Annotated in this window: 23 protein-coding genes; 6 read left to right on the top strand and 17 right to left on the bottom strand. The window is 41.3% G+C overall.

What is annotated here, in order from left to right; all coding sequences use genetic code 11:
* Window positions 1-3: 3 nt before the first annotated feature.
* Window positions 4-3840, bottom strand: a complete 3837-nt coding sequence (gene rpoB, locus CKV81_RS09970) for a DNA-directed RNA polymerase subunit beta (protein WP_095072943.1) — start codon at window positions 3838-3840, stop codon at window positions 4-6.
* 88 nt (window positions 3841-3928) lie between these two features.
* On the opposite strand from rpoB, the gene CKV81_RS09965 reads away from it, so the two are divergent.
* Complete coding sequence (locus CKV81_RS09965) at window positions 3929-4291, top strand: hypothetical protein (protein ID WP_095072942.1); 363 nt, start codon at window positions 3929-3931, stop codon at window positions 4289-4291.
* Between the two features lie 253 nt (window positions 4292-4544).
* On the opposite strand, the gene CKV81_RS09960 is transcribed toward CKV81_RS09965, so the two are convergent.
* Entirely contained in the window at window positions 4545-5132 is a 588-nt protein-coding gene (locus CKV81_RS09960) for a hypothetical protein (protein WP_095072940.1), read from the bottom strand.
* A gap of 89 nt (window positions 5133-5221) precedes the next feature.
* Here CKV81_RS09960 and CKV81_RS09955 point away from each other — a divergent pair, with 89 nt between their 5' ends.
* Window positions 5222-6100 carry an IS982 family transposase gene (locus CKV81_RS09955; protein ID WP_095070070.1) on the top strand — a complete coding sequence of 293 codons (879 nt, stop codon included), beginning with the start codon at window positions 5222-5224 and terminating at the stop codon, window positions 6098-6100.
* A 51-nt stretch (window positions 6101-6151) separates the two neighbouring features.
* Here CKV81_RS09955 and CKV81_RS09950 read toward each other — a convergent pair whose 3' ends face one another.
* The 11 genes from CKV81_RS09950 to aceB all read right to left on the bottom strand — a co-directional run bounded on the left by CKV81_RS09950 (window position 6152) and on the right by aceB (window position 18077).
* Complete coding sequence (locus CKV81_RS09950; RefSeq protein WP_157727404.1) at window positions 6152-9004, bottom strand: DUF11 domain-containing protein; 2853 nt, start codon at window positions 9002-9004, stop codon at window positions 6152-6154.
* A 547-nt stretch (window positions 9005-9551) separates the two neighbouring features.
* Window positions 9552-9923: a 50S ribosomal protein L7/L12 gene (gene rplL, locus CKV81_RS09945; RefSeq protein ID WP_095072936.1), complete on the bottom strand. Its 372-nt coding sequence runs from the start codon at window positions 9921-9923 to the stop codon at window positions 9552-9554.
* Between the two features lie 46 nt (window positions 9924-9969).
* Window positions 9970-10584 (bottom strand): 50S ribosomal protein L10, encoded by a 615-nt coding sequence (gene rplJ / locus CKV81_RS09940; protein WP_095072934.1) that lies wholly within the window; start codon window positions 10582-10584, stop codon window positions 9970-9972.
* Window positions 10585-10601: 17 nt separating this feature from the next.
* A complete protein-coding gene (gene rplA / locus CKV81_RS09935) occupies window positions 10602-11294 on the bottom strand; it encodes a 50S ribosomal protein L1 (protein WP_095072932.1) in 693 nt (230 codons plus the stop codon).
* A gap of 11 nt (window positions 11295-11305) precedes the next feature.
* Window positions 11306-11749 carry a 50S ribosomal protein L11 gene (gene rplK / locus CKV81_RS09930; RefSeq protein ID WP_095072930.1) on the bottom strand — a complete coding sequence of 148 codons (444 nt, stop codon included), beginning with the start codon at window positions 11747-11749 and terminating at the stop codon, window positions 11306-11308.
* 235 nt (window positions 11750-11984) lie between these two features.
* Window positions 11985-12527, bottom strand: coding sequence for a hypothetical protein (locus CKV81_RS09925; protein ID WP_095072928.1), 543 nt, complete (start codon window positions 12525-12527; stop codon window positions 11985-11987).
* A gap of 12 nt (window positions 12528-12539) precedes the next feature.
* Window positions 12540-13571: a LuxE/PaaK family acyltransferase gene (locus tag CKV81_RS09920; RefSeq protein WP_407641687.1), complete on the bottom strand. Its 1032-nt coding sequence runs from the start codon at window positions 13569-13571 to the stop codon at window positions 12540-12542.
* Between the two features lies 1 nt (window position 13572).
* Complete coding sequence (locus CKV81_RS09915) at window positions 13573-14343, bottom strand: UDP-2,3-diacylglucosamine diphosphatase (protein ID WP_095074429.1); 771 nt, start codon at window positions 14341-14343, stop codon at window positions 13573-13575.
* Window positions 14344-14415: 72 nt separating this feature from the next.
* On the bottom strand, window positions 14416-14859 hold the full coding sequence (gene queD, locus CKV81_RS09910; RefSeq protein WP_095072925.1) for a 6-carboxytetrahydropterin synthase QueD: 444 nt from the start codon (window positions 14857-14859) through the stop codon (window positions 14416-14418).
* Window positions 14860-15042: 183 nt separating this feature from the next.
* Window positions 15043-16329: an isocitrate lyase gene (gene aceA / locus CKV81_RS09905; protein ID WP_185116896.1), complete on the bottom strand. Its 1287-nt coding sequence runs from the start codon at window positions 16327-16329 to the stop codon at window positions 15043-15045.
* 170 nt (window positions 16330-16499) lie between these two features.
* Complete coding sequence (gene aceB, locus CKV81_RS09900) at window positions 16500-18077, bottom strand: malate synthase A (protein ID WP_095072922.1); 1578 nt, start codon at window positions 18075-18077, stop codon at window positions 16500-16502.
* A gap of 274 nt (window positions 18078-18351) precedes the next feature.
* Here aceB and CKV81_RS09895 point away from each other — a divergent pair, with 274 nt between their 5' ends.
* Together CKV81_RS09895 and CKV81_RS09890 are read left to right on the top strand one after the other, a co-directional pair.
* Entirely contained in the window at window positions 18352-19821 is a 1470-nt protein-coding gene (locus tag CKV81_RS09895; RefSeq protein WP_095072921.1) for a helix-turn-helix domain-containing protein, read from the top strand.
* A gap of 46 nt (window positions 19822-19867) precedes the next feature.
* Entirely contained in the window at window positions 19868-20518 is a 651-nt protein-coding gene (locus CKV81_RS09890) for a ComF family protein (protein ID WP_095072919.1), read from the top strand.
* On the opposite strand, the gene CKV81_RS13425 is transcribed toward CKV81_RS09890, so the two are convergent.
* From CKV81_RS13425 to der, 4 genes are all read right to left on the bottom strand, one after another.
* Entirely contained in the window at window positions 20515-20664 is a 150-nt protein-coding gene (locus CKV81_RS13425; RefSeq protein ID WP_169842772.1) for a hypothetical protein, read from the bottom strand. The genes CKV81_RS09890 and CKV81_RS13425 overlap by 4 nt on opposite strands.
* 4 nt (window positions 20665-20668) lie before the next feature.
* Entirely contained in the window at window positions 20669-21319 is a 651-nt protein-coding gene (gene upp, locus CKV81_RS09885) for a uracil phosphoribosyltransferase (RefSeq protein WP_095072916.1), read from the bottom strand.
* Between the two features lie 92 nt (window positions 21320-21411).
* Window positions 21412-21759, bottom strand: coding sequence for a four helix bundle protein (locus CKV81_RS09880; protein ID WP_095072914.1), 348 nt, complete (start codon window positions 21757-21759; stop codon window positions 21412-21414).
* A 105-nt stretch (window positions 21760-21864) separates the two neighbouring features.
* Entirely contained in the window at window positions 21865-23175 is a 1311-nt protein-coding gene (der, locus tag CKV81_RS09875; protein WP_095072912.1) for a ribosome biogenesis GTPase Der, read from the bottom strand.
* A gap of 175 nt (window positions 23176-23350) precedes the next feature.
* On the opposite strand from der, the gene CKV81_RS09870 reads away from it, so the two are divergent.
* The gene (locus CKV81_RS09870) at window positions 23351-23833 is read left to right on the top strand and encodes a heme-binding domain-containing protein (RefSeq protein ID WP_095072909.1); all 483 of its coding nucleotides are present in this window, start codon (window positions 23351-23353) and stop codon (window positions 23831-23833) included.
* Window positions 23830-24240, top strand: coding sequence for a thiol-disulfide oxidoreductase DCC family protein (locus CKV81_RS09865; protein ID WP_095072907.1), 411 nt, complete (start codon window positions 23830-23832; stop codon window positions 24238-24240). Before CKV81_RS09870 ends, CKV81_RS09865 begins: the two co-directional genes overlap by 4 nt.
* The last annotated feature ends 4 nt before the right edge of the window (window positions 24241-24244 follow it).

The raw sequence follows: 24244 nt of genomic DNA, 5'->3' as shown, positions 1-24244 counted from the left end.
CTATTATTCCTCAAGTCTCACGTCCAATCCAAGACCCTGAAGCTCGTGCAACAATACGTTGAACGATTCAGGAATTCCCGGTTCCGGCATTGCTTCACCTTTGGCGATGGCTTCGTAAGTTTTCGCTCTACCAATCACGTCATCAGACTTAACGGTCAAGATTTCTCTCAGGATGTTGGATGCACCGAATGCTTCAAGTGCCCAAACCTCCATCTCACCAAAACGCTGACCACCAAACTGTGCTTTACCTCCAAGCGGCTGCTGTGTAATGAGTGAGTATGGACCGATTGATCTTGCGTGCATCTTGTCATCAACCATGTGGCCGAGTTTCAGCATGTAAATCACACCAACCGTTGCCGGCTGAGTGAATCTTTCACCGGTTCCACCGTCGTACAGATAAGTGTTTCCGAATTTCGGAAGACCTGCCTGGTCTGTGTATTCAGTAATCTGCTCAAGAGACGCACCGTCGAAGATTGGCGTTGCGAACTTCATTCCCAGTTTTTTACCTGCCCAGCCAAGAACCGTTTCGTAGATCTGGCCGATGTTCATACGGGATGGTACCCCAAGCGGGTTCAGTACGATATCAACAGGGGTTCCATCCTCAAGGAACGGCATATCTTCTTCACGAACGATACGTGAAACGATACCTTTGTTACCGTGACGTCCTGCCATCTTATCCCCAACGTTCAGTTTACGTTTCTTAGCAATGTAAACTTTAGCCAGTTTCATAATACCTGCAGGAAGTTCGTCCCCGATTGAAATTGCGAATTTCTCACGGTTTTTAACTCCGGCGATATCGTTGTATTTAATTTTATAGTTGTGGATCAACTGCTTAATCAGGTCGTTTCTGTCTGCATCAACAGTCCAGTCGGCACCGCTTACGTTTACATAATCGTCGATAGACTGAAGCAGTTTCAGCGTGAATTTCACCCCTTTACCGATAATTTCTTCGTTCAGGTCGTTGTTTACCCCCTGTGAAGTTTTACCGCTTACTAAAGTGTTCAGTTTTTCGATTAACGTATTCCTTAAATCATCGAATTTCGCTTTGTAGCTGTTTTCGATTTCCTCAAGTTTAAGCTTTTCTTCAGCTCTTTTCTTTTTATCCTTGATGTTTCTGGAAAAAAGTTTCTTGTCGATAACCACACCTCTCAATGAAGAGTCGGCTTTCAACGAAGCATCTTTCACATCACCGGCTTTATCACCGAAGATCGCACGAAGAAGTTTTTCTTCCGGCGTCGGGTCAGATTCACCTTTTGGCGTGATCTTACCGATCATGATATCGCCAGGCTTCACCTCAGCACCAATACGGATCATCCCGTTTTCATCAAGGTCTTTTGTAGCCTCTTCGGACACGTTAGGGATATCAGCAGTAAGTTCTTCCATACCTAATTTGGTATCGCGAACTTCAAGTGAATATTCATCTACGTGGATGGAAGTAAACCAGTCCTCACGAACAACCTTTTCGTTGATTACAATCGCATCCTCGAAGTTGTATCCCTTCCAAGGCATGAACGCTACAACAAGGTTTCTACCCAGTGCCAATTCACCGTCTTCAGTAGCATAACCGTCGCAAAGCACCTGCCCTTCAACCACTTTATCGCCAACTCTTACGTTCGGGCGAAGTGTAATGGTAGTACTTTGGTTGGTTTTTCTGAACTTGGTAAGATTGTAAGTTTTAGTTGCAGATTCGAAGCTTACGATGTCTTCATCCTCGCTTCTTTCGTATTTGATGACGATTTTGTCTGCATCTACATATTCTACAACACCGTTACCTTCTGCATTAATCAAAATTCTGGAGTCTTTCGCGACCTGTTTTTCAAGCCCTGTACCAACGATTGGAGCCTCAGGCTTCAATAACGGAACGGCCTGACGCATCATGTTGGATCCCATCAATGCACGGTTCGCATCATCATGCTCAAGGAACGGAATAAGAGAAGCGGAAATACCGGAAATCTGGTTCGGTGCTACGTCGATAAGGTCAACCTGGTTGGGTTCAACTACCGGATAGTCACCATCCAAACGCGCAATTACCCTTTCGGTAGCAATCGTACCGTCATCATTCATCTCAACGTTTGCCTGAGCGATCACTTTGGCCTCTTCATCTTCAGCATTCAGGTAAATTGGCTCTTCATTTAGATTAATTTTACCGTTTTCTGCTTTTCTGTATGGTGTTTCAATGAAACCTAAGTTGTTGATTTTAGCATAGATACCCAAAGAAGAAATCAAACCGATGTTTGGCCCTTCCGGAGTTTCAATCGGACAGATTCTTCCGTAGTGTGTATGGTGAACGTCCCGTACCTCGAAACCTGCTCTTTCTCTTGAAAGACCGCCAGGCCCCAATGCAGACAGTCTTCTCTTGTGAGTGATTTCTGAAAGCGGGTTCGTTTGGTCCATGAACTGAGAAAGTTGGTTAGTACCAAAGAACGAGTTGATTACTGAAGTTAAAGTTTTAGCATTAACCAAATCAACCGGCGTGAAAATCTCGTTATCACGCACGTTCATTCTCTCGCGGATGGTTCTTGCAATTCTGGAAAGACCAACACCGAACTGACCTGCCAACTGCTCGCCAACAGTCTTGATTCTTCTGTTGGAAAGGTGGTCGATATCATCAACTTCCGCTTTTGAATTTGCCAACTCGATCAGGTGGCGCACGATGGCGATGATGTCGTCTTTGGTAAGGACTTCAGTCGTTTCAGGAATATTTAAACCTAATTTTTTATTCAGACGGTAACGCCCTACCTCACCTAAAGAATAACGCTGCTCTGAGAAGAACAGTTTTTCAATGATTCCTCTTGCCGTTTCCTCATCAGGTGGATCTGCGTTACGCAACTGACGGTAGATGTACTCTACAGCCTCTTTTTCAGAGTTTGTAGGGTCTTTCTGTAATGTATTCTGAATGATAGAGAATTCGTTTGAATTTTCTTTGTGAATCAAGATTGACTTAACACCGGCATCCAGAATAATATCGATGTGTTCTTTTTCAAGAACGGTTTCTCTTTCAAGGATGATTTCGTTTCTTTCGATAGAAACCACTTCACCTGTATCTTCGTCCACGAAATCTTCGAACCAGGTGTTCAAAACTCTCGCCGCCAAAGTTCTTCCCTCTACTTTTTTCAGAGATGCCTTGGAAACTTTCACTTCTTCTGCAAGGTCGAAAATCTGAAGGATATCCTTATCGGATTCGTAGCCGATGGCTCTTAAAAGCGTTGTTAGAGGTAACTTCTTTTTACGGTCAATGTACGCATACATGACGTTGTTGATGTCCGTAGTAAATTCCATCCAAGATCCTTTGAAAGGGATAATTCTGGAATAGTAAAGTTTGGTACCGTTTGCGTGGTAAGTCTGACCGAAGAATACACCCGGCGACCTGTGCAACTGGGTTACGATTACACGTTCAGCCCCGTTGATAATGAACGACCCGGAAGGCGTCATATACGGAACCGGCCCCAAGTAAACATCCTGGATTACCGTTTGGAAATCCTCGTGTTCAGGGTCTGTACAGTAAAGTTTCAGTCTCGCTTTCAGTGGAACGGAGTACGTTAAGCCTCTTTCCACACACTCATCAATGGAGTAACGCGGCGAGTCTACCAAATAATCCAGGAATTCCAGTACGAACTGGTTTCTGGAGTCGGTGATCGGAAAGTTTTCCTGGAAGGTCTTGTAAAGGCCTTCGTTCACTCTGTTTTCAGGAAGAGTATCGAGCTGGAAAAATTCCTTGAAGGATGCCAGTTGCACATCCAGGAAATCCGGAGCCGCTACACGCCCTTTTGCCGAAGAAAAGTTCACTCTTTCCTTTGCTGCAAATTCAGAAGTGCTTTTTGTTGCTTTAGATTTACTCATAAAGTAATAAAAAAGATGTTGGGTTAAAAAATATTTTGTTGTTTAAAAAATATCAGAAAGGACTGAGATCTGAGATTCGAGATTCGAGATGAAGGAAGTTGAAGATATTTGGCGCTATCAGAAATTCTTCCGTATCAAATCTTGGCTCTGGGCTCTGGGCTCTGAAACTCTTTCTAACTGCAACGCCGGTATATCTTTTCACGGAGTAGTGCAAAATATTTTTCGGTTTTCCTCAGGCGAAAAAAAATGCTGTACAGGTATAAAACACGAAACCTCTTCCGATCAATCCGAAAGAGTTGATATTCATTATTTTACAGATTTACAAACAATTATTAGCGCCAAAGGGAGTGCAAAGATACACCATCTTTACGTAAAATGCAAAAATATACATATGAAAGGTGCGTTAAAAAATGTGAAAATTTTAAGTAAGTCAAAAACATCTCTTTCCTGAACTTGGAGTTTTAATTGCTCTTCACTCGTTGAGTCTGAATCGTCTCCGTAGTAAACGTATAAATACCGGTTTTTTCTTATGTCGAAAACTTCCTAAAAACCTAGCAGATTTGCAGAGTGATATAGCTTTCAGCTGCCAAAAATAATAACCAGAAATTACCATTAAAAATAAAAAAGGCCGGAAGAAAATCTTCCGACCAGCATTACCTTTGGAGGTGTTTCTTTGTTTCTATTACAATACTTTGATAACTGTATCAGTTCGCAGGTTCCCAAAAGGACCACTGGCTACCGTTGTAGACAGCGAACCTCTTGTTGGTTTTTACGTACACAATCATTCCAGGGGAAGGGTTCACTATATCCGTATAGGCATTTACCCTCGGCAACACCATCGCCTTTGGGGCCGTATCTGCATTGGGGGTCTCCAATATCAGGATGCCGTTGGCTGTCGTGCTGTTGGCTCCAACTATCACTGTCGCGTCTGTCGCGTCTGTATAACCCGCAGGATTGCCAAATTGCGTAGACGGAGTAGTCGCAAAGCTGCTGTAGTCGAACCATGCACTGTGTGTAGTTCCCGGAGTTGAGGCAGTTGATGGTGTTGAAGTGGTTCCTAACTTAATCTTCTGTGTTGCCACATCAAAAATAAAGGTGCCTACAACCGCAGAGCTTACCGCTGCCTCCGAGTCTACCCTTGGCAAAAGTATGCCTTTTGGCTCCGCTGGAGCCGCAGTACCGAATTCGATGCTCACATAGTTGTTGGTGGGTACTGCTCCCGCTCCTATCGCTACCTGCGCATCAGCCGCCGCGAAGGCCAGGATACATAGTGCTGAAAATATAGTTTTCACCTGTTGTGCATTTAGAAATTAAAAAGAAAAAAGATTGTTCATTTGATTAAAAAATCGTATATTTAATTGGTTACCAAGCCATTAAATACATGAACAATCTCATTCAAAACTACGAAATTATTTTAAAAGAATTGACAAAAACCTGCAACCATATCACCACTAAGAAGCAAATCAGACTTCCAAAAATGTCCGACTTGGAACTTGTGGCACTTAATATTACCGCAGAATACATGTCGATTAACTCTGAACTACAGTTGTTTAGGTGTATTTCGGGAACTGGTTTGGACGAAAAGATAGAAAGAAGCGTATATAACAGAAGGAAAAGAAAACTTTTCCCTTACATTGAGAAAATTCGGGAAACTCTGAGCGGAAAGTTTGCAGACTTTACCGACGTCTTCATTGTGGATTCAACACCCATTGAAATATGTAAAATAAGCAGGGCAAATCGTTCCGCAATTTGCTCTACGGATGAAATCAAACCTGCATTTGGATATTGTGCGGCGCAGAAGTCAAGATATTTTGGCTATAAACTACATGCAGTTTGTGATAAGAATGGAATCTTTCACTCTTTTGATTTTTCGCCCGCAAATGTCCACGATGTAAATTATCTTTTCGATATTAAAGAAAATTTTCAAAATTGTTTATTAATCGGAGACAGAGGATATATCAGCAAAGAATTGCAAGTGGATTTATTCAATTTCTCCAAGATTAACCTTTCGGTTCCTATGCGCAGGAATCAACATGGTTTTGTGGAGTTTTCAAGGACGAAATCAAAAATAAGAAAGAGAATTGAAACCAATATCTCGCAACTGTGCGGACAGTTCACCATAAACACGAACTTTGCAAAAACCTTTCAAGGTCTTGCGACAAGAATAGTGTCAAAAATAACTTCTTTCACAATGATTCAATACCTGAATTTCTTCGTGTTTAAAAGAAGTTTAAATAAACTAAAAGTTAATTTGTGCTAAATGCACAACAGGTAGTTTTCATTTTTTCTCTGTTTTGGTCATTTCATTAGGTTACTGGTCACAGGAAGGTTTCGTATAGCACTTGAAAGCCGTTCCGTCATAAATCTTGAAGCAGTTCACCGTTACATCGTAAGCTGCCATTCCTTCAACTGCCTTTCCATCAGACACGATTTTGTTTAATTGTGCTGTTGTAAGCCTGTTAACCACAAAGCCTTTCGTCTTTGCCTCAAGAGCTGTATAAGCTCCTCTTCTTACCATCGGCCAGTTGTTCGGAGCAAATGCACCAGCCCTTTTAAAGGCTGTAATACCATGCATGGTTTCATAGGATACACCCGAAACCTCAGCAGGTTTGTAGCACACGGCTGCAGTTATAGTAACACTTGAAATGTTAGTATTGATATTTGCGTCAGTAAAATTTGAAGGAATAGCAATACTTGCAGTATTCGTAATAGGTTGCGAAGAAGTGGCTGTGGCAGTAATATGGTACACAATTTTTCCTCCTGGCGGAATATACGCCTTATCAGCAATATTTCCTGAGGAAGGCGATGTACTGTTTGTGGATACAGAAGTTATAGCCCCTGGAGTGGGTACTGCGTAAAAGGTAACGTTGCTAAGCCCGACAGGTATGTTATCAGTTACTGCAACATTGTTTACAGCAATTAATGGATGGTGGTTTTCGACGGTAACTGTGAACGTGACGGTCTGGCCTTGAACGTACGTTGAACTTCCCGCAGTTTTCGTTACAGAAAGATCTACCGGGAACGTCAGCGATGATGTTGGGCAGTGCGCTCCGTCGTATTCTGTGATGGCTGGGAACGTGTCATCGTAAACCTGGAAAGCCCGGCCGTAATTGGGCCCTGCGGTAAGATCAAACTGATAAAAAATATTTGTTGTACCATCAAGACCATAAATATATGCCGTATTGTCTGCTCCAACAGCCGAAAAAACAGCACCCATCTCTCCAATCACTGAGTTAACAAAGGCGGCATAATTTACGGCACCCGTTGTGGGATTTATTGTCACCATTTTTTTCGTATTGTTATCAAAGCCTACAAAAGCATTCAGCACAGGACTATATGTCATGTCTCCAAGATCTAAGCCACCCCCAACTGTGCCGCTTAATGTGACAGCGGTGGCAGTATTCGTACTGATATTAATCCTGTAAAGAGTACTGTTTGTATTAACCGCCTGTACATACAAATCTCCATTGTAAAATCCACCCACATTATAATCCCAATAATTGGTAGATGTAGCCGGCAATCCAGTTATTGGTGAAGAATTTACATCGGTAATGGTATTTGTGGCTGAATTGTTAACCACCATTAAATATCCGCGGGTATCCACACCATACATCTTTGAATCAACAGTATTGTAGGCAATTGAGTTAAGATGGACTGGGCTGGTTCCAATTAGCGTTAAAGTCACGCCGGTAGGAGTGTAGTCCAATTTTACAATTCTGGTATTGTTGTTCACCGAATCAAAACGGCTTATGTAAGCGGAATTCACACATGGGAATACTGGGGTATTTACCACATTTACGGGAACTGTTACGGTTTTACACTGTCTCAGTGGTGAGGCTGCCGCATCACACACGGTTACACAGTAATAATACAATCCAGGTGTGCTTGGTGCCGTATAACTTACTAAAGATCCTGCCATAGTGGGATTACTGATAGTTCCCACTGCTCCCGTTGGTGCAGTACACCCGGTGGTAGCAGCAGTGTAAGTGTAAGACGGAGTCCCTCCTTTAGGATTTATCGCTGCGGCCAGATCGCGGCTGACAGACGATCCAGTGTATACAGTTATAGCAGACGGTGGCGTAACGCAAAGCTCATTGATCACGTTTACGGTTGTATAAGCAGTTGAATAACAGTCGCCGGCAGCATTCCGGAACCTCGCATAATAAGTTCCTGCCGAAACCGGTGAAGAAATTGGTGTAGTTGAAGTCGGCGAACTCACCCATACGAGCGTTCCGCCAGTAGGCGCATTGGTTGCAGTGGAAGGTAAAGTAATGGTTGCCGGATTTGCACCACAAGCCACCTGGAATACAGTCTGATTTCCTGTAAGGATTGGTGCCGCAGCACTGTACACTGGTGAATTTGAGACTGTAACAGCTGGACCGGCCGCATAGTAACAGTTTGAAGCACTGTTATAGTAATACGGTGTATAGGTTCCGGGGGAAAGAGTGGATCCTGCTGCCTGGTAAGTTGATCCTTTAAACCATCTTAAAGAAATATTATTAGTAAAAGTCAGCGGGCTTGTCACCAGCGAATTCAAAGTTGTAACAGGCGTAGTACTGCTGCAAATGGTGTACGTATTAGAACTGAGCGTTGCAATGGGCATGGCAAAGATGGCCGGGTTATCTATCGCAACACTGGTACTGCTGTTGTATCCATAAAATCTTATCTGATAGGTCTTACCTGGCTGAAGATCGTAAGGGGTACCTGCGGTAATTTCTGCCCTTGAACCGTTACCCACATTCACCGTGGAATTGTTTAATACAATAGTTTCTGAATTTGCAGCTACATCGTACACCGCTACGCGCAGGTTGAATGAGCCCACTATTTGCGTAACATAGATTTGATTCAATCTGAAAACAGGACTGTTGGCTGACAGAGTGAGATTGAAATACATATAATCGCCGGTGCCAAAGGTTGCGGCTGTAGTCCCGTTCAGTGTAAAATAGTTATTGGTGTTAGCACATGTTCTGGCAAGAGATGTTAATCCCGGGCCGGCGGTCATCGTGCCAAATGTCAGGTAATTTCTAAAGCCCGCCTCAGTCAGGTTTGCACTACCGTCGTAAGCGGTAGAACAATTGCCTTCCGGACCATAATAACCACCAAGCCATGCAGAAGTGGCGCACTGTGTCTGCGCATGCAAAGGACTGGATAAAAATAATGTCAAGATGACCGATAAGGTGTTTTAAGCTTTTTTGTCATCAGAGCTTTTAAATCCCCTAAAAGGTAACATGAATAATTGTTATTCTTCATTCTATTGTGTTTTATATATTTCAACAGTTTATCTGCAAGATTATGAGCAGTTTTGACATAGTTATTTTTTTGTCATTTTGCCACCCTCTTATCTAAACATAAGATTAGCACCGAACAGTTAAAAACCTCAATGTTGCCTTTAATAAAAAATTGTTCGGTAACCAGTGACATTGGTTTAGAATTTATCAAAAACCACTTCCATTACAAAAAAGTATTCCAAAAATATCAGCTTGATCGGCAGTGTGCTTGATCACCATTTATCAACTGAAAACTAATCTATTGCGTGGAACAAAGATATGCGATTTCTTCAAATTATAAAATAAAATTATTTCAGAGAAACAGGCGTAGGTGATGCAAGCGTTCATTATTAAATCCTATGCCGAACAGCATCGGGAGCGCAGCGCGGCGGATAAAAAAAAGGCCGTCAATAAAGACAGCCTTTAAAAATATTTAGTAAAAAATTACTTCAATTCTACTTCAGCACCAGCTTCTTCAAGTTGTTTCTTAAGAGCTTCTGCTTCGTCTTTAGGAACTCCCTGCTTGATTGGAGCTGGAGCACCGTCTACCATATCTTTTGCTTCTTTAAGACCAACACCTGTTAAATCTTTTACCAATTTAACTACAGCCAATTTAGAAGCACCTGCTGATTTAAGAATTACGTCGAATTCAGTTTTTTCTTCAGCAGCTTCTCCACCACCTGCACCACCAGATACTACTACTGCAGCAGCAGCCGGCTCAATTCCGTACTCTTCTTTAAGGATGGTAGCTAATTCGTTTACGTCTTTTACTGTTAGGTTTACTAGCGTTTCAGCTAAATTTTTTAAATCTGACATTTTAAAATGTTTTTAATTGTTGATTATGATATTTTTTTGAGTGTAATTATTCTGCAGCCGGAGCTTCTCCTTCTGCTTTTGGTTCTTCGGAAGCCGGAGCTTCTTCAGTTTTTGCTTCTTCTGCAGGTGCTGCAGCTTTTTCCGCTGCTGGTGCAGCTTCCTCAGCTTTAGCTTCTACCGTTTCAGGCTTGTTCTGCAAAGCAGAAACCAATCTCTGGATCGGCGACTGAAGCAATCCGATGATCTCTCCAAGCATCTCTTCTTTAGACTTGATGTTGGCAAGCGTTTCAAGATTGTTGTCTCCAAGGTAGAAAGTTTCCTGTACGAAGGCAGATTTCAACGATGGTTTTTCTTCTTTTTTACGGAAATCTTTGATAAGTTTTGCAGGTGCATTGGCAGTTTCTGCAATCATTAAAGCGGAGTTTCCTTTAAAGGTGCCGTACATTTCAGAGAAATCTACACCTTCTATCTGTTCCATCGCTTTTTGAAGCAACGTATTTTTAACAACTTTTACAGTGATATTGTTTTTGAAAGCCTGCCTTCTGAAATCTGATGATCTGGCAGCGTTCAAACCTTCAAGATCTGCTACGTAAACTACTTTTGCATCCTGAAGCAAATCTTTAATCTCTTGTATTGCTACAACTTTATTTTCTTTAGTCATTGTCTTAAGGATTTAGTTTAGTTAACAGATTTAGCATCAATTGCAATACCCGGGCTCATTGTAGAAGACAAATAGATTGACTTCACGTAAACACCTTTTGCTGCCGTTGGCTTCAGCTTCTGAAGTGTGTGTAACAGCTCAGTTGCGTTTTCCTTGATTTTTACTGCGTCAAAAGATACTTTACCGATTGCTGCGTGTACAATTCCGTATTTATCTACTTTGAAATCAATTTTACCTGATTTCACTTCAGAAACTGCTTTACCTATTTCCATAGTTACAGTACCTGATTTTGGATTCGGCATCAAACCTCTTGGACCCAGCACTCTACCTAAAGGACCTAATTTACCCATAACAGCAGGCATGGTAACAATCACGTCAACATCTGTCCAACCGTTTTTAATTTTATCAAGATATTCATCCAATCCTACATAATCTGCACCTGCTTCTTTCGCTTCAGCTTCCTTATCCGGCGTAACCAATGCAAGAACCTTCACGTCCTTACCTGTACCGTGCGGAAGGGATACAACACCTCTTACCATCTGGTTAGCTTTTCTTGGGTCTACACCAAGTCTTACAGCGATATCTACAGAAGCGTCGAATTTTGCAGTGTTCACTTCTTTTACAAGAGCAGAACCTTCTTCCAGGTTATAAACTCTTCCCTTTTCTACTTTGCTTAAAGCTTCTTTTTGTTTCTTCGTCAATTTTGCCATATCAGTAAGTTTTAAGCGTTAGTTGGTTTTTGTCCGGTTACACGGATGCCCATAGATCTTGCAGTACCTGCAACCATAGTCATAGCTGAATCTAGAGTAAAGCAGTTAAGATCTGCCATTTTATCTTCAGCAATTATTTTAACCTGATCCCATGATACAGCACCTACTTTGTTACGGTTAGGCTCCCCAGAACCACCTTTCAGTTTAGCAGCATCCAAAAGCTGGATTGCAGCAGGAGGGGTTTTAATTACGAATTCAAAAGATTTGTCTTCGTACACCGTAATTACTACTGGTAAAACCTGTCCCGGCTTGTCCTGAGTTCTTCCGTTAAATTGCTTACAAAACTCCATGATGTTCACACCGGCAGAACCCAATGCAGGACCTACTGGTGGAGAGGGGTTAGCAGCGCCACCCTTCACCTGAAGTTTTACCATTTTAAAGACTTTTTTAGCCATTTTTTTGTTTTAAAAATTGAATAATTAATGAGTTTGGAAGCATTATTTATTCATACCAGATTGTTTATCTCACCTCACAATCTGATATTTGAGGTTGCAAAAGTATAAATTATTTTTGAAACGACAAACAAGTAATTGATTAAAAATCAAAAGATTTTAATTCTGATGAATACCCCGGAAAATTGGATCCAAGTTTTGTATTTAGGCATGCGAAGTAAAATCTCTTTTACCGACTTTATTTTTTCCTGATTTCAAAAGGATTTCTAAAAATAAACTCTTCAGCTCTGCCTTTCATTTCGAATTTTCTGGAGACGAAATTCTGCGAAAGTTTTCTTATGAACAGATCTTTATCTACAAGGTTCCAGTAACAGTCTTCGTGAATTTTCCTGGGTTTTCGAACGTGGAAAAAATGCGTCTCCCAGTTGTCTGCATCGTGATAAAACTCAATAATTCCGCAGTGATCGGGAATATTTTCTTGCGGAATCATGCCCATCGGTAGCAGGAAACTGAAATGGTTGCAAACATAATCACCACAGCATATTTTGTCGTGCTTCAGGAATTTTTCCCCGGTGTGTGCGTGGATCAATGATTTTTTGAAATCGTTTTTAAAATCGCTTTTTGAAAGCTTAACTTCGATTTCGTGGCTGAAACCATGCTGGTCAATAACCAATATATCCGCTTCCCAGTCCGCATGGAAATAGTTGGTAAGCACAATATCCTCGCTGAAATCATGATTGGCGTGGATGTAATTGTAAACAAGTTCTTCTGCCTTCAGCATAGGTTTTCAAATTTAAGAAATTAGCAAGCTGCAGCCGCGGATGTCAGAATGGTCAATTCTCCCGGCGACCGAAAATGCCGGATGAATACTTTTTTTTGTCTCCAGTTCTCGAACCGAACCCAAATCCTGGGTAGCGATAAAGGAACAGGAATGGCGGTTGGCAAGGTCGATGATGTTGATGGCGCCGTTTCTGCCGTCTTTTACATAAGAAAATGGATCTTCGGTACTTCTGATTAACACCCGCATCCAGTTTGGAGTTTCATATATATTTTCACCAAGAGAATACGCCTGTGAAAGCAGTTCCGTCATAGAATATTCTGAAAAAATCTGTTCCGTTCCGTAACCGTTTTTTAAAATCGTCAGCAGTTCATCTTTCGTTATTTCTTCTTTTCTGCCTTTCATTCCGCCGGTTTCGATTATTTTGATTGAATCGGTGAAGACGTGAAGCGGTGAATGCGATGTTTTGGAAAATTCTGCCTGACAGAAATCCAGAAAATCTAAAAGCGCGAAGGAAACCCCGAAAAGGATGACTTTCTGACCCTTCAAAGTTTTTAATAGTTCCAAAAGTTCAGCGTGATTGTAAAGAAAATAGCCGTTTTCAGGTTTCCCCGATTTTTTCATCAGATAATCCACCATATAAATCAGTGATGAATGTGGATTTTCAGAATAATTCGGAAGCAGGCCGAGGAAAATGTAATCTTCAGGTTTTCCGATAAACTGTTCAAAACTGCGATAAATGCTTTCTTCGTACAATCCAAAATTCGCAATAAAATGCTTTGACCCGTTCAGCATCTGGGTGGTTCCTGAACTTTGAAAATAACGTTCTGTTTTGAAATTTCCATCTATAACCAATTGATTTTTAAACATCTCAATCGGCAAAAAAGGTATATTTTCAACCTCCTTTACTTCATCCGGACTGATTTTCAGAAAGTTAACAAATCTTCTGTAAACCTCCACGTTTTCGTACTGATAGCGGAAGGTTTCCAGGGCGGCTTCCTGGAAATCCACTTCAGATTTAATATTAAAAATATTATTAAACACAATATTATTTAAAACTTTTCAGTTCAAAGTCCGTTTGGAATTCTCCATAGGTAAAATACGAAATCCAGTCGCCAAGGTTGATGTATTTCGCAAGGTTTTCACCCGATTTCAAATCCAGCACCATCGGCAAATGGCGGTGACCGTAAACGAAATAATCTATTTTCTCATTTTTAAGTTTTTCTTTGGAATAAATGATGAGGAATTCCTTGTCCTCGCCCAAAAACTCTTTGTCTTCTTCGCCGGAAATCATTTTATTCTTTTGAGAGAAGTAAATGGCTACTTTCATTGCAATATCGGGATGAAGCCATTTGAACGCCCATTGTGCGAGAGGATTGGTAAAGAGTTTTTTCATTCGCTTGTAACCGTGATCGCCGGGTCCAAGCCCGTCGCCGTGCGCCAAAAGAAACTGTTTTCCTGAAATTTCAAAATATTGCTTTTCGAAAAAAACAGTGCAGCCAATCTCATCTTCAAAATAATTTTTCATCCACAGATCGTGGTTACCCACAAACATATAAAGTTCAATTCCCGAGTCTTTCAGTTCGGCAAGTTTACCCAAAACCCGGACGTAACCTTTCGGAATCACGTGGTTCCATTCGTGCCAAAAATCGAACAGGTCGCCCATCAGACACAAAACCTGTGCATCCTTTTTAATTTCATCGAGCCAGCGGATGAATTTTTCTTCACGTTTTTTGCTTTCAGCAATATTGGGTGCACCGAAATGTTGGTCGGATGCGAAGTAAACTTTTTTTTTGGGTAGTAATTCAATTTTTTTCATTGAGAGAATCTTCACTTCGTTCGCAATGACAGATTCGGAATTTTCAAATTCCCAAATTAGCACATTTTCAAATTAATTTTCTTCGGCAAACCATTCACCATAAGAGTTTTCAGTTTCGTGCATTTTCAGATAAGCCAGTTGAACATGTTGCGTCAGATGTTTTTTAATTTTTTCAGCAATGTCATAAAGCATATTTTCGCAGGTCGGCTGATAGTTGCAGTAAATGACTTTATGGCCTTTACGTTCCAGATCTTCACCCAGTTCTTTGTGGGGCGACAGCGCATTGATCAGCACTGCGTGATCCCACACATCCACGACTTCCTCTTTCACAATTTTCTTGATATCGCCAAAATCCACCACCATTCCGTTTTTCGGGTTGTTAAGATCATCGATTGGCTTGCCCTTTACCGTTACAAAAAGTTTGTAGGAATGGCCGTGCATATTCTTACACTTTCCGTCGTAATTGTACAGAACATGGGCAGTTTCGAAAGTGAAAATTTTGGTAATCCTTATCATGCTGCAAAGATAGCGAAAGTTGAGAGATGAATTTTGAGGGGAAGTTTTCGCGATCGGATTTTATAGTTTTAAAAAACAAAAAGCCCTTCCGAAAATCCGGAAAGACCCTTTTTCAAACAACAAAATTAAAAATATGGAGAATAAATGATTTAAAGCCAGTTTAACTTTTAGTTTTACTGTTTATTAATGAAACTGCTCCTCTTCCGTAGATCCCGCCAAAGCAGTAGTAGATGCGTTGCCCGCAGTAACCACGGTTTGAACGGTATCAAAATATCCGGTTCCTACGAAGCTTTGGTGTTTCACGGCGCGGAAACCTTTGGCCTGCAGTGCGAATTCTCTCTCCTGCAGTTCGCTGTATCCTGCCATTCCTCTTTCTTTGTAAGCCGAAGCCAGTTCGAACATCGAAGTGTTCAGCGCATGGAAACCTGCTAAAGTGATGAACTGGAATTTGTAGCCCATTTTCGCCAGCTCTTCACGGAACGTTTCCATTTCAGCAACAGATAGCTTCGCTGCCCAATTAAAAGACGGTGAACAGTTATACGCCAGCATTTTCCCGGGGAATTTAGCGTGGATTCCTTCAGCGAATTTTCTTGCGTAATCCAGATCAGGATTAGAGGTTTCCATCCAGATCAAATCTGCATAAGGCGCGTAGGACAAACCTCTGTCGATACCCTGCTCTACACCGTTGTTCACATAATAAAAACCTTCGGAAGTTCTTTCACCTTTGATGAATTTATGGTCTCTTTCGTCGATATCAGAAGTCAGCAAATCTGCAGCATCAGCGTCGGTTCTTGCCACCAAAACCGTCGGCACGCCACAAACATCGGCCGCCAAACGGGCCGCAATCAGTTTGTTGATCGCTTCCTGAGTGGGAACTAAAACTTTTCCGCCCAAATGCCCGCATTTTTTAGCTGAAGAAAGCTGGTCTTCGAAGTGAACTCCGGCCGCACCGGCTTCGATCATTTGTTTCATCAGTTCAAAAGCGTTCAAATTTCCACCAAATCCGGCTTCTGCATCGGCAACGATTGGTACGAGGTAATTTTTTCTGTTCACCTCATCCACATTATTTACCGACTGAATTTGGTCCGCTCTCAAAAGTGCATTGTTAATTCTTTTTACCACAGAAGGTACAGAATTCGCCGGATAAAGCGACTGGTCGGGATACATTTCACCTGATAAATTGGCATCGGCTGCAACTTGCCATCCCGAAAGATAGATTGCCTCGAGACCTGCATCTACTTCCTGCACCGCCTGATTTCCCGTCAAAGCACCAAGTCCCGCCACGAAATCCTGGGTGTTCAGTTTTTCCCAAAGTTTTTCCGACATTAGTTTTGCGATGGTGTAATCGAGTTTGTAGCTGCCGCGAAGTTTTAGCACATCTTCTGCGGTATATGGCCTTTTAACACCTTTCCATCTCGGGCTTTCTAACCACTCTTTTTCCAGTTGCTGGATCTGTTCCTGATTTTTCATAATATTTCTGAATTTATTTATTTTTCTTTTTTGTATTGTTTAAATATTTTATTATGCTCTTGGGTTTTGAATAAAATTGCTTTTAATTAGGCTGTACATATTACATTGTACTTTATACATTGTACTTTATACATTGTACTTTATACATTGTACATTGTACATTCTGCATTTTACAAGTACTGATAAGCTTTCAGAGTAAGGAATTCATCGAAGTTTTCATTGAGCACCAAATCATTGAAAAGTTCCGTTGCGAGCTCAAATTTTCCGCTGGCGTAACGTTCTTCGCCAACATAATCTTTGATATTTTCCAGCTCTTCTTTTTCCCAGTCCAATACCATTTCCGGAGTTAAAGTTCTGCCGTCGTCCAGTTTTGCCCGGTTTTTAAGCCACTGCCAAACCTGTGTCCTAGAAATCTCTGCGGTTGCAGCGTCTTCCATCAAGTTATAAAGTGCAGCGGCTCCGGTTCCCATCAGCCATGATTCGATATAAAGAATCCCCACGTTGATGTTTTTTCTTACGCCATTTTCGGTGATTGTTCCTTTCGGAATTTCCAGCAAATCGGCTTCAGATATATGATAGTCATTGTGTTTTTTATCAATTTGGTTAGGTGTCGGCATAAATTCATCAAAAATCTCCTTCGCTACAGGAACCAGTCCCGGATGTGCAACCCACGTTCCGTCATGGCCGTTTTTCACCTCGCGTTCTTTGTCGGCACGCACTTTTGCGTAGGCTGTTTCGTTTTCCTCTTCATTATTTTTCACCGGAATTTGGGCTGCCATTCCTCCCATCGCATGAACGCCGCGTTTGTGGCAAACCTGGATAACCCTTTTGGAATACGCACTCATAAACGGCGAAGTCATCGTCACCTGATCACGGTCAGGAACTAAAAATTCGGGCAGGTTTCTGAATTTTTTGATGTAGGAAAAGATATAATCCCAACGACCGCAATTGAGGCCAGCGCTGTGTTCTTTCAATTCATAAAGAATTTCATCCAACTGAAAAGAAGCAGTTATCGTCTCGATAAGCACCGTCGCCTTGACCGTTCCCTGCTGAATACCTACATATTCCTGGGCAAAAACAAAGACATCATTCCACCATCTCGCTTCCTCATAATGCTCCAGTTTCGGGAGATAGAAATAAGGTCCGCTGCCGTTTTCAACCAGTTTTTTGGCATTTCGGAAAAAGAAAATTCCAAAATCGGTGAGCGATCCGGAAGCCGTTTCACCATCAAATTCAATGTGTTTCTCATCAAGATGAAGCCCGCGCGGACGAACCAATAGCACCGCAGTCTTTTCACCAAGCTGATATTTTTTGCCGGCTTTGTTTTCAAATGAAATGGTTTTGTTGACGGCATCTGAAAGATTGATTTGCCCTTCCATACAGTTTTGCCAGGTCGGGGCATTGGAATCCTCAAAATCTGCCATAAAAGTTGATGAGCCGGAGTTCAGGGCGTTGATGACCATTTTTCTGTCAACCGGCCCCGTAATCTCGACGCGTCTGTCTAAAAGATCCTTCGGCAAAGGATTACAAACCCAATCACCGTTTCGGATTTCTTCGGTCTCCTTCGGAAAAGAAGGCAGTTTCCCCAGATCAAATTCATTCTGTTTGGCTTTTCTTGCGGTTAGAAGCTCAAGGCGCCTTCCGTTAAATTTTTGATGAAGTTCAGTGAGGAAATTGACCAATTCCGGCGAGAAAATATCCTGAAACTGCTCATTTGCAAGAACTTTCATTTGCGTTTGTGTTTCCATATCTTTATTGTATCTGTTATTTGATGTTACAAACCTACAAAAAATATTTTCACTATCAGCGAACGTTCGCTAATTATTTTAAAATTTTATTATGCGAATAATCGCTTTCATTTTATTACATTTGTATCCATCGGGATTTTTGGTGCTGTTTAGAATGATTTTAAATTGATTTAATTTATTTATCATTCTGAATGAAGTGTAACGAATCTCAACTAAAAAGATTCCTCACTGCACTATGTTTCGTTAATCATGACATCCTTTTAAAAAGACGAAAATGACCACAGAAAGTGACTATATAAAGACCGTTTTCGGACTGAAACTAAAGCAGCAGCGCCAAAAGAAAAACTGGTCCCTGCAGGATTTGGCGAACAGGACCGGCGTTTCGAAATCTTACCTGAACGAGATCGAAAACGGCAAGAAATACCCGAAACACGACAAAATTCTGCAACTTTCAGAAATTCTGGAATGTAAATTTGATGATCTGGTTTCTACAAAACTCGACAAAAGCCTGTCGCCAATTTCGGAAATACTGAAGTCTGATTTCTTCAAAGAAATTCCCCTGGAACTTTTTGGCATCAACCGCAATACGCTCATCAACATCATCAGCGAATCGCCAAAAAAAGTAACAGCATTCATCAATACCATTATTGAAATTTCGCAGAATTATAACTTAGGAAAAGAGCGTTTTTATTTTGCGGTAGTTCGTAGTTTCCAGGAACTTTATGATAATTATTTTCCGGATATTGAAGCGAATGCAAAGGAATGTTTTTCGGCGAACACTCTCTCAAAAAAACCAAATTCCAACGAGCTAGAAAAAATTCTAATCAATGAATTCGGGTACGAAATCAATACTGTTGACTTTGAAACTTACGGCGCAACCGGGAAACTGCGTTCACTTTATATCCCTGAAAATAAGTCGCTACTATTGAATACTCTTTTGGATGAAGACCAGAAAAATTTCATTTTAGCGAAAGAAATCGGCTACAACATCCTGAATTTATCGCCGCGACCGAATACCTATTCCTGGCTCGATTTTATCAGCTTTGAAGAACTGATGAATAACTTCTACTCTTCCTATTTCGCGGGAAGCCTCCTGATCCGTCGGGAAGATCTCTCCCAAAAAATCGGAGAATTCTTCCAGAATCCGGAGTGGCAACCGAAAATCTTCGAAAAGCTGATTAATGAATTCACCAATTCTCCCGAGACTTTTTATTATCGTCTGACCAATATTCTGCCGCAGGATTTTGGCACTAAAGACTTATTTTATCTTTGTTTTACCAAAAAGAAAAAATCTGATAAAGTTCAGATTTTAAAGGAGTTGCACCTCAACCAGCAGCAGGCGCCTCACGCGAACGCAACCAATGAACATTATTGCCGAAGATGGATTGCGATAAAAAATCTAATCAATTTAAAAGGAAATGAACAGGTCACTGAAGCCCAAATTTCGCACTACAAAGACAGCGGTTTGAGCTATCTCGTGATCTCGACCTCGGAAAAAAATCCATTTTCTGACGGCACGAACAGAAGCTACTGTATCGGAATATTATTGAATGCCAACTCTTTAAAGAAAATAAATTTTGCGAAAAGTGACAGTGTGAAAACCATAAACGTGGGCGTAACCTGCGAATCGTGCAGCATTATTGATTGCGAAGTGCGTATGGCGCCGCCGGTGCGATTGGAGAAAGAGCAGTTTAATGAAGCTATGAAAATGGCGATCGGGAAAATCAGGAAGGAGTTTATTTAATCCCGCAGATTTCACGGGTTTTCACAGATTTGATTATTTTTAATATATGTTTCTGGATTTTCTTTTTCCGAACCGGTGCCTGAACTGCAACAGCATTATTGATGCGGAAAATTTGGTTTGTGAAGCGTGCACGGATCAGATTCATTTCACCCACCATATTTTTGGAGAAGAAAATGAACTGGAAAAGCGGTGCAGATTACTTTTCCCTGTTGAAAATGCTTATGCATTGATGCAGTTTGGGGAGGAAAGCCTTTCCCGAAAAATTGTGCATGATCTGAAATATAAAAGCCGTGAAAAAGTTGGGAAAATTCTGGCAGAATGGACAGCAAAACGTCTTGATTTTAAAAATGAAAAGCCTGATTTATTGGTGTCTGTTCCGCTGCATCCGAAGAAGCTGAAAGAGCGCGGGTATAATCAGCTGCATCTGTTTACGGAAACACTTTCAGAACATTTTGAAATTCCGTACGATCACACTTTAATCAAAAGAAATTTCTATAAAAAAGCGCAGGCACTGAAGGACAAAGCACACCGTTCGGCAACGGAAAAACTTTTTTCAATTTCAAAACCAGTTCAAAATCAACACGTTTTGCTTATTGATGATGTTTTCACCACCGGAAATACGATGAGTTCTGTGGCGTGGGAAATTTTGAAAGAAGGAAATAATAAGGTGAGCGTTCTGGTAATGGCTGTGGATTAAAGTTTAGAGTTTTTCATCAAAAACTTCACTGCAATTAGGATAAAACCAATGCCAGTTACTGTTGGCGGCTGAATGCCGGCACTAACCCCTAAATACATCATATAAATTCCCAAAAGAGCAAGAATTAGGGCTAAAATATTTCTCATCAGATTATCTTTGAAGTTTCTCCCCGTAACTCAAATCGCCTGCATCGCCAAGCCCGGGTGTAATATAACCTTTGGCAGTCAGGTTTTCATCCAGCGCACCAATCCAAATCTTGGCCTCGGGATAGGCATTTTGAACGGTTTCTACGCCAATTCTGGACGCAATGGCTGCCACGATATGTAACTGCGTGGGTTTTCCGTGGTTTAACAGATCTTTCAGCGCTTCGATCAAACTTGCTCCTGTCGCCAGCATGGGATCCGCGACGATTAAAGGTCTTCCGTCGATATTCGGGCAGGTAAGATAATCCTGCTTTATGGAGAAATAATCGTTAGCGTCGTGCTTTCTGTAGGCGGCAACGAAACCGCAGTCGGCTTTATCAAAATAATTTAAAATTCCCTGAAACAAAGGAACTCCTGCGCGTAAAATGGTAGTAATTACGGGCTGAACTGCAATCTCCCTCGCTTTGATTTTATCCAAAGGCGTGGTAATTTCGAGTTCTTTCTGTTCCAGACCTTTGGAAATCTCGAAAGCGGCAATTTCCCCGATGCGTTCCATATTTCTGCGGAATTTCATTCGGTCGGTTTGCACCTCAACGTTTCTTAAATCGTTGATCCAGGAATTGACAAGGGAAAACTGGTCGGAAAGAATTGTTACCATGATGATGTGATGATGTGATAATGTGTTGATGCGGTGATGGGTTAATGTGGTGATGGGATGATGTGGTGATGTGATGATGTGATGATTGGCTATCAGGTGTTTCGTTTTGAAGAAGATATTATTTTTGACAGTAATTTTTGAATACTTGTGAGCATCGCTTTAAGTTCCGGATCAAAAGGATATGACTGTGCTAATTCGCACAACAATAACCAATATTCTGTTTCTTTAGCCTCTTTATCCGATATTTTCAGTTTGTGAAGGAAATCGTTCCTGCTTTCAGCTGACTGCGCTTCGAAAATATTTGCTCCGATCGAAGTTCCACATTTTAACAGTTGATTCGCAATGACAAATTTGCGCTGACTTTCCAATAATTCTGTAAATTCAATGATTTTCAAAGAAAATCGAATTCCCAAATCTAAGATTTCATTTTTATTTTCCACAAACTAATTTTCATCAAATTTAATAAAATCTCTAAAGCAATCCATCCCAAAAGCATATCATCGCATCATCAAATCATCACATCATCACATCACCAAATCACCACATCACTTCTGCCTGAAATAAACCTCAATCGGAACTCCGGTAAAGCCAAAGTTTTTACGCAGTTGGTTTTCGGTAAAGCGCTTGTAAGGTTCTTTCACGTATTGCGGAAGGTTACAGAAAAATACAAATTGCGGACTCGGCGTTCCTAACTGTACGCAGTATTTGATCTTGATGTATTTTCCTTTCAGTGCAGGTGGCGGATTGTTTTCAAAAATCGGCAGCATCACCTCGTTCAGTTGTGACGTTTTGATTTTCTTTTTACGGTTTTCGTACACTTCCATCGCGGTATCTACGGCTTTGAGGATTCTTTGCTTGGTTAAAGCCGAAACAAACAGCACCGGAATATCCGTAAACTGCCCGATTTTGTTTTTAATGGCTGCTTCGAAATCACGCATCGTATTGGTTTGCTTGTCTTCGATAAGGTCCCACTTGTTCACCAAAATCACGATGCCCTTGCGGTTTTTCTGTGCTATCCCAAAGATGTTCATATCCTGAGATTCCCAGCCCTGTGTTGCATCCACCATTATAATGACCACATCCGAATTTTCAATCGCACGGACGGAACGCATGACGGAATAAAACTCCAAATCCTCATTAACCTTGGATTTCCTTCTCATTCCGGCGGTATCTACCAGCACAAACTCATGCCCGAATTTGTTATAAAGCGTCTCAATGGAATCTCTCGTTGTACCTGCAATATCGGTCACGATATTTCTCTCATTGTCTAAAAGCGCATTGGTTAATGTCGACTTCCCGACATTAGGCCTTCCGGCGATGGTAATTTTGGGCAAGCCTTCAAATGGATCTTTGTAATCTTTAGTAGGGAAATCTTTGACAATATCATCAAGCAGTTCTCCGGTTCCGGAACCTGTTGCGGACGATAAAGTGTAATATTTTTCAATTCCTAAGGAATAGAATTCTGTGGCCGCCAGTTCTTCTTTTGCAGAATCCACTTTGTTGACCACTATATACGTTGGTTTTCCGCTTCGGCGCAGCATTTCGTAAATCTCCCGGTCGGTATCGGTAAGGCCTTCTTCCACATTCATCATAAAAATAATCGATGTGGCTTCATCGATGGCCAACTGCACCTGCTTTGAAATTTCTTCCTGAAAAATATCTTCTGTATTGACTTCGTAACCGCCTGTATCGATGACGGTGAAATCTACACCGTTCCAGTCGGATTTTCCGTAGTGTCGGTCACGGGTGACGCCGGCTGTAGAATCTACAATGGCCTCCCTTCTTTCAAGTAAACGGTTGAAAAGTGTGGATTTTCCTACGTTGGGGCGTCCAACGATGGCGACAATATTGCTCATAAATTTTTTCTTTGATTCCAGACAGAGCGGCAAAACACTTCTATATCTGACGGAATCCTTTAATTAAGAATGGGTTACCCGGACTTTCCGAGCCCAAAAATTTTTGCAAAGATAGGAATTTGATTTTTTAAAATTCTGACAGAAATTTGTAAATTCACACTCTAAATATTTAATTATGAAAAAAATCCTAGTTGCCCTGCTGGTACTTTTCATCATCCTACAGTTTTTCAGGATCGATAAAACCAACCCGCCTGTAAATAAAGGGATGGATTTCCTCACCATAAAAAATACACCCGAAAATATCGCCGGCAAGATCCGCGCGTCCTGCTACGACTGCCACAGCAACGAAACGAAATATCCCTGGTACACCAACCTCCAACCTGTTGCATGGTGGTTGAAAGACCATATCGACGAAGGAAGAATAAAACTTAATTTTTCAACTTTTGCGACTTACGAACCCAAAAGACAGGCACACAAACTTCACGAAGCCGTAGAAATGGTGGAAAGCGGCGAAATGCCGATGGAGTCGTACCTCCTTGCCCATCCAGAAGCAAAACTGACCAATGAAGAAAGGAAAGCAGTAGTAGATTATTTCAGAAAAATTGAAGCCGACATCAGAATGGAGCATAATTTAGCCCCAGAAGGTGAAAAAAAATGACAGAAACTGACGACTGTAAATATTACGTACTTTATGACGGTGATTGCGGTTTCTGCAATTACTGGGTACAGTGGATTTTAAAACACGATTATAAGGACAAATTTTTATTCGCACCACTGCAGGGGAATTTCGGCCAGAAGTTTTTATGGGAACGAGAGTTAAGGCGTGATGAATTTAACACCATTTACTTATGGAAGCCCGGCTCATTTTATCTCACCAAGTCAGAAGCCATTGCACAAATTGCCAAAATCATCGGCGGACAATATGCACTGATGGCCCATCTCAACATATTTCCCCGCTTTCTCTCAGACAAGATTTACGATAAAATTTCTGAAAACAGAACGAAACTGGCTCCTAAAAAATGCTTTGTGCCAACTGAGGAGGAAAGGAAAAAATTCCTTGATTAAAAAA

Source organism: Chryseobacterium taklimakanense, from assembly GCF_900187185.1.
Lineage (GTDB): Bacteria > Bacteroidota > Bacteroidia > Flavobacteriales > Weeksellaceae > Planobacterium > Planobacterium taklimakanense.
Note: the sequence above shows the minus strand (reverse complement) of the source record. Positions and strands in the feature narration are given on the sequence as shown.

Bases quoted from the DNA above. Each gene is read 5' to 3' on its own strand.
- rpoB (WP_095072943.1), bottom strand. From the start codon at position 3,840: ATGAGTAAATCTAAAGCAACAAAAAGCACTTCTGAATTTGCAGCAAAG.
- CKV81_RS09965 (WP_095072942.1), top strand. From the start codon at position 3,929: ATGAAGGAAGTTGAAGATATTTGGCGCTATCAGAAATTCTTCCGTATC.
- CKV81_RS09955 (WP_095070070.1), top strand. From the start codon at position 5,222: ATGAACAATCTCATTCAAAACTACGAAATTATTTTAAAAGAATTGACA.
- rplL (WP_095072936.1), bottom strand. From the start codon at position 9,923: ATGTCAGATTTAAAAAATTTAGCTGAAACGCTAGTAAACCTAACAGTA.
- rplJ (WP_095072934.1), bottom strand. From the start codon at position 10,584: ATGACTAAAGAAAATAAAGTTGTAGCAATACAAGAGATTAAAGATTTG.
- rplA (WP_095072932.1), bottom strand. From the start codon at position 11,294: ATGGCAAAATTGACGAAGAAACAAAAAGAAGCTTTAAGCAAAGTAGAA.
- rplK (WP_095072930.1), bottom strand. From the start codon at position 11,749: ATGGCTAAAAAAGTCTTTAAAATGGTAAAACTTCAGGTGAAGGGTGGC.
- CKV81_RS09925 (WP_095072928.1), bottom strand. From the start codon at position 12,527: ATGCTGAAGGCAGAAGAACTTGTTTACAATTACATCCACGCCAATCAT.
- CKV81_RS09915 (WP_095074429.1), bottom strand. From the start codon at position 14,343: ATGAAAAAAATTGAATTACTACCCAAAAAAAAAGTTTACTTCGCATCC.
- queD (WP_095072925.1), bottom strand. From the start codon at position 14,859: ATGATAAGGATTACCAAAATTTTCACTTTCGAAACTGCCCATGTTCTG.
- aceA (WP_185116896.1), bottom strand. From the start codon at position 16,329: ATGAAAAATCAGGAACAGATCCAGCAACTGGAAAAAGAGTGGTTAGAA.
- aceB (WP_095072922.1), bottom strand. From the start codon at position 18,077: ATGGAAACACAAACGCAAATGAAAGTTCTTGCAAATGAGCAGTTTCAG.
- CKV81_RS09895 (WP_095072921.1), top strand. From the start codon at position 18,352: ATGACCACAGAAAGTGACTATATAAAGACCGTTTTCGGACTGAAACTA.
- CKV81_RS09890 (WP_095072919.1), top strand. From the start codon at position 19,868: ATGTTTCTGGATTTTCTTTTTCCGAACCGGTGCCTGAACTGCAACAGC.
- CKV81_RS13425 (WP_169842772.1), bottom strand. From the start codon at position 20,664: ATGAGAAATATTTTAGCCCTAATTCTTGCTCTTTTGGGAATTTATATG.
- upp (WP_095072916.1), bottom strand. From the start codon at position 21,319: ATGGTAACAATTCTTTCCGACCAGTTTTCCCTTGTCAATTCCTGGATC.
- der (WP_095072912.1), bottom strand. From the start codon at position 23,175: ATGAGCAATATTGTCGCCATCGTTGGACGCCCCAACGTAGGAAAATCC.
- CKV81_RS09870 (WP_095072909.1), top strand. From the start codon at position 23,351: ATGAAAAAAATCCTAGTTGCCCTGCTGGTACTTTTCATCATCCTACAG.
- CKV81_RS09865 (WP_095072907.1), top strand. From the start codon at position 23,830: ATGACAGAAACTGACGACTGTAAATATTACGTACTTTATGACGGTGAT.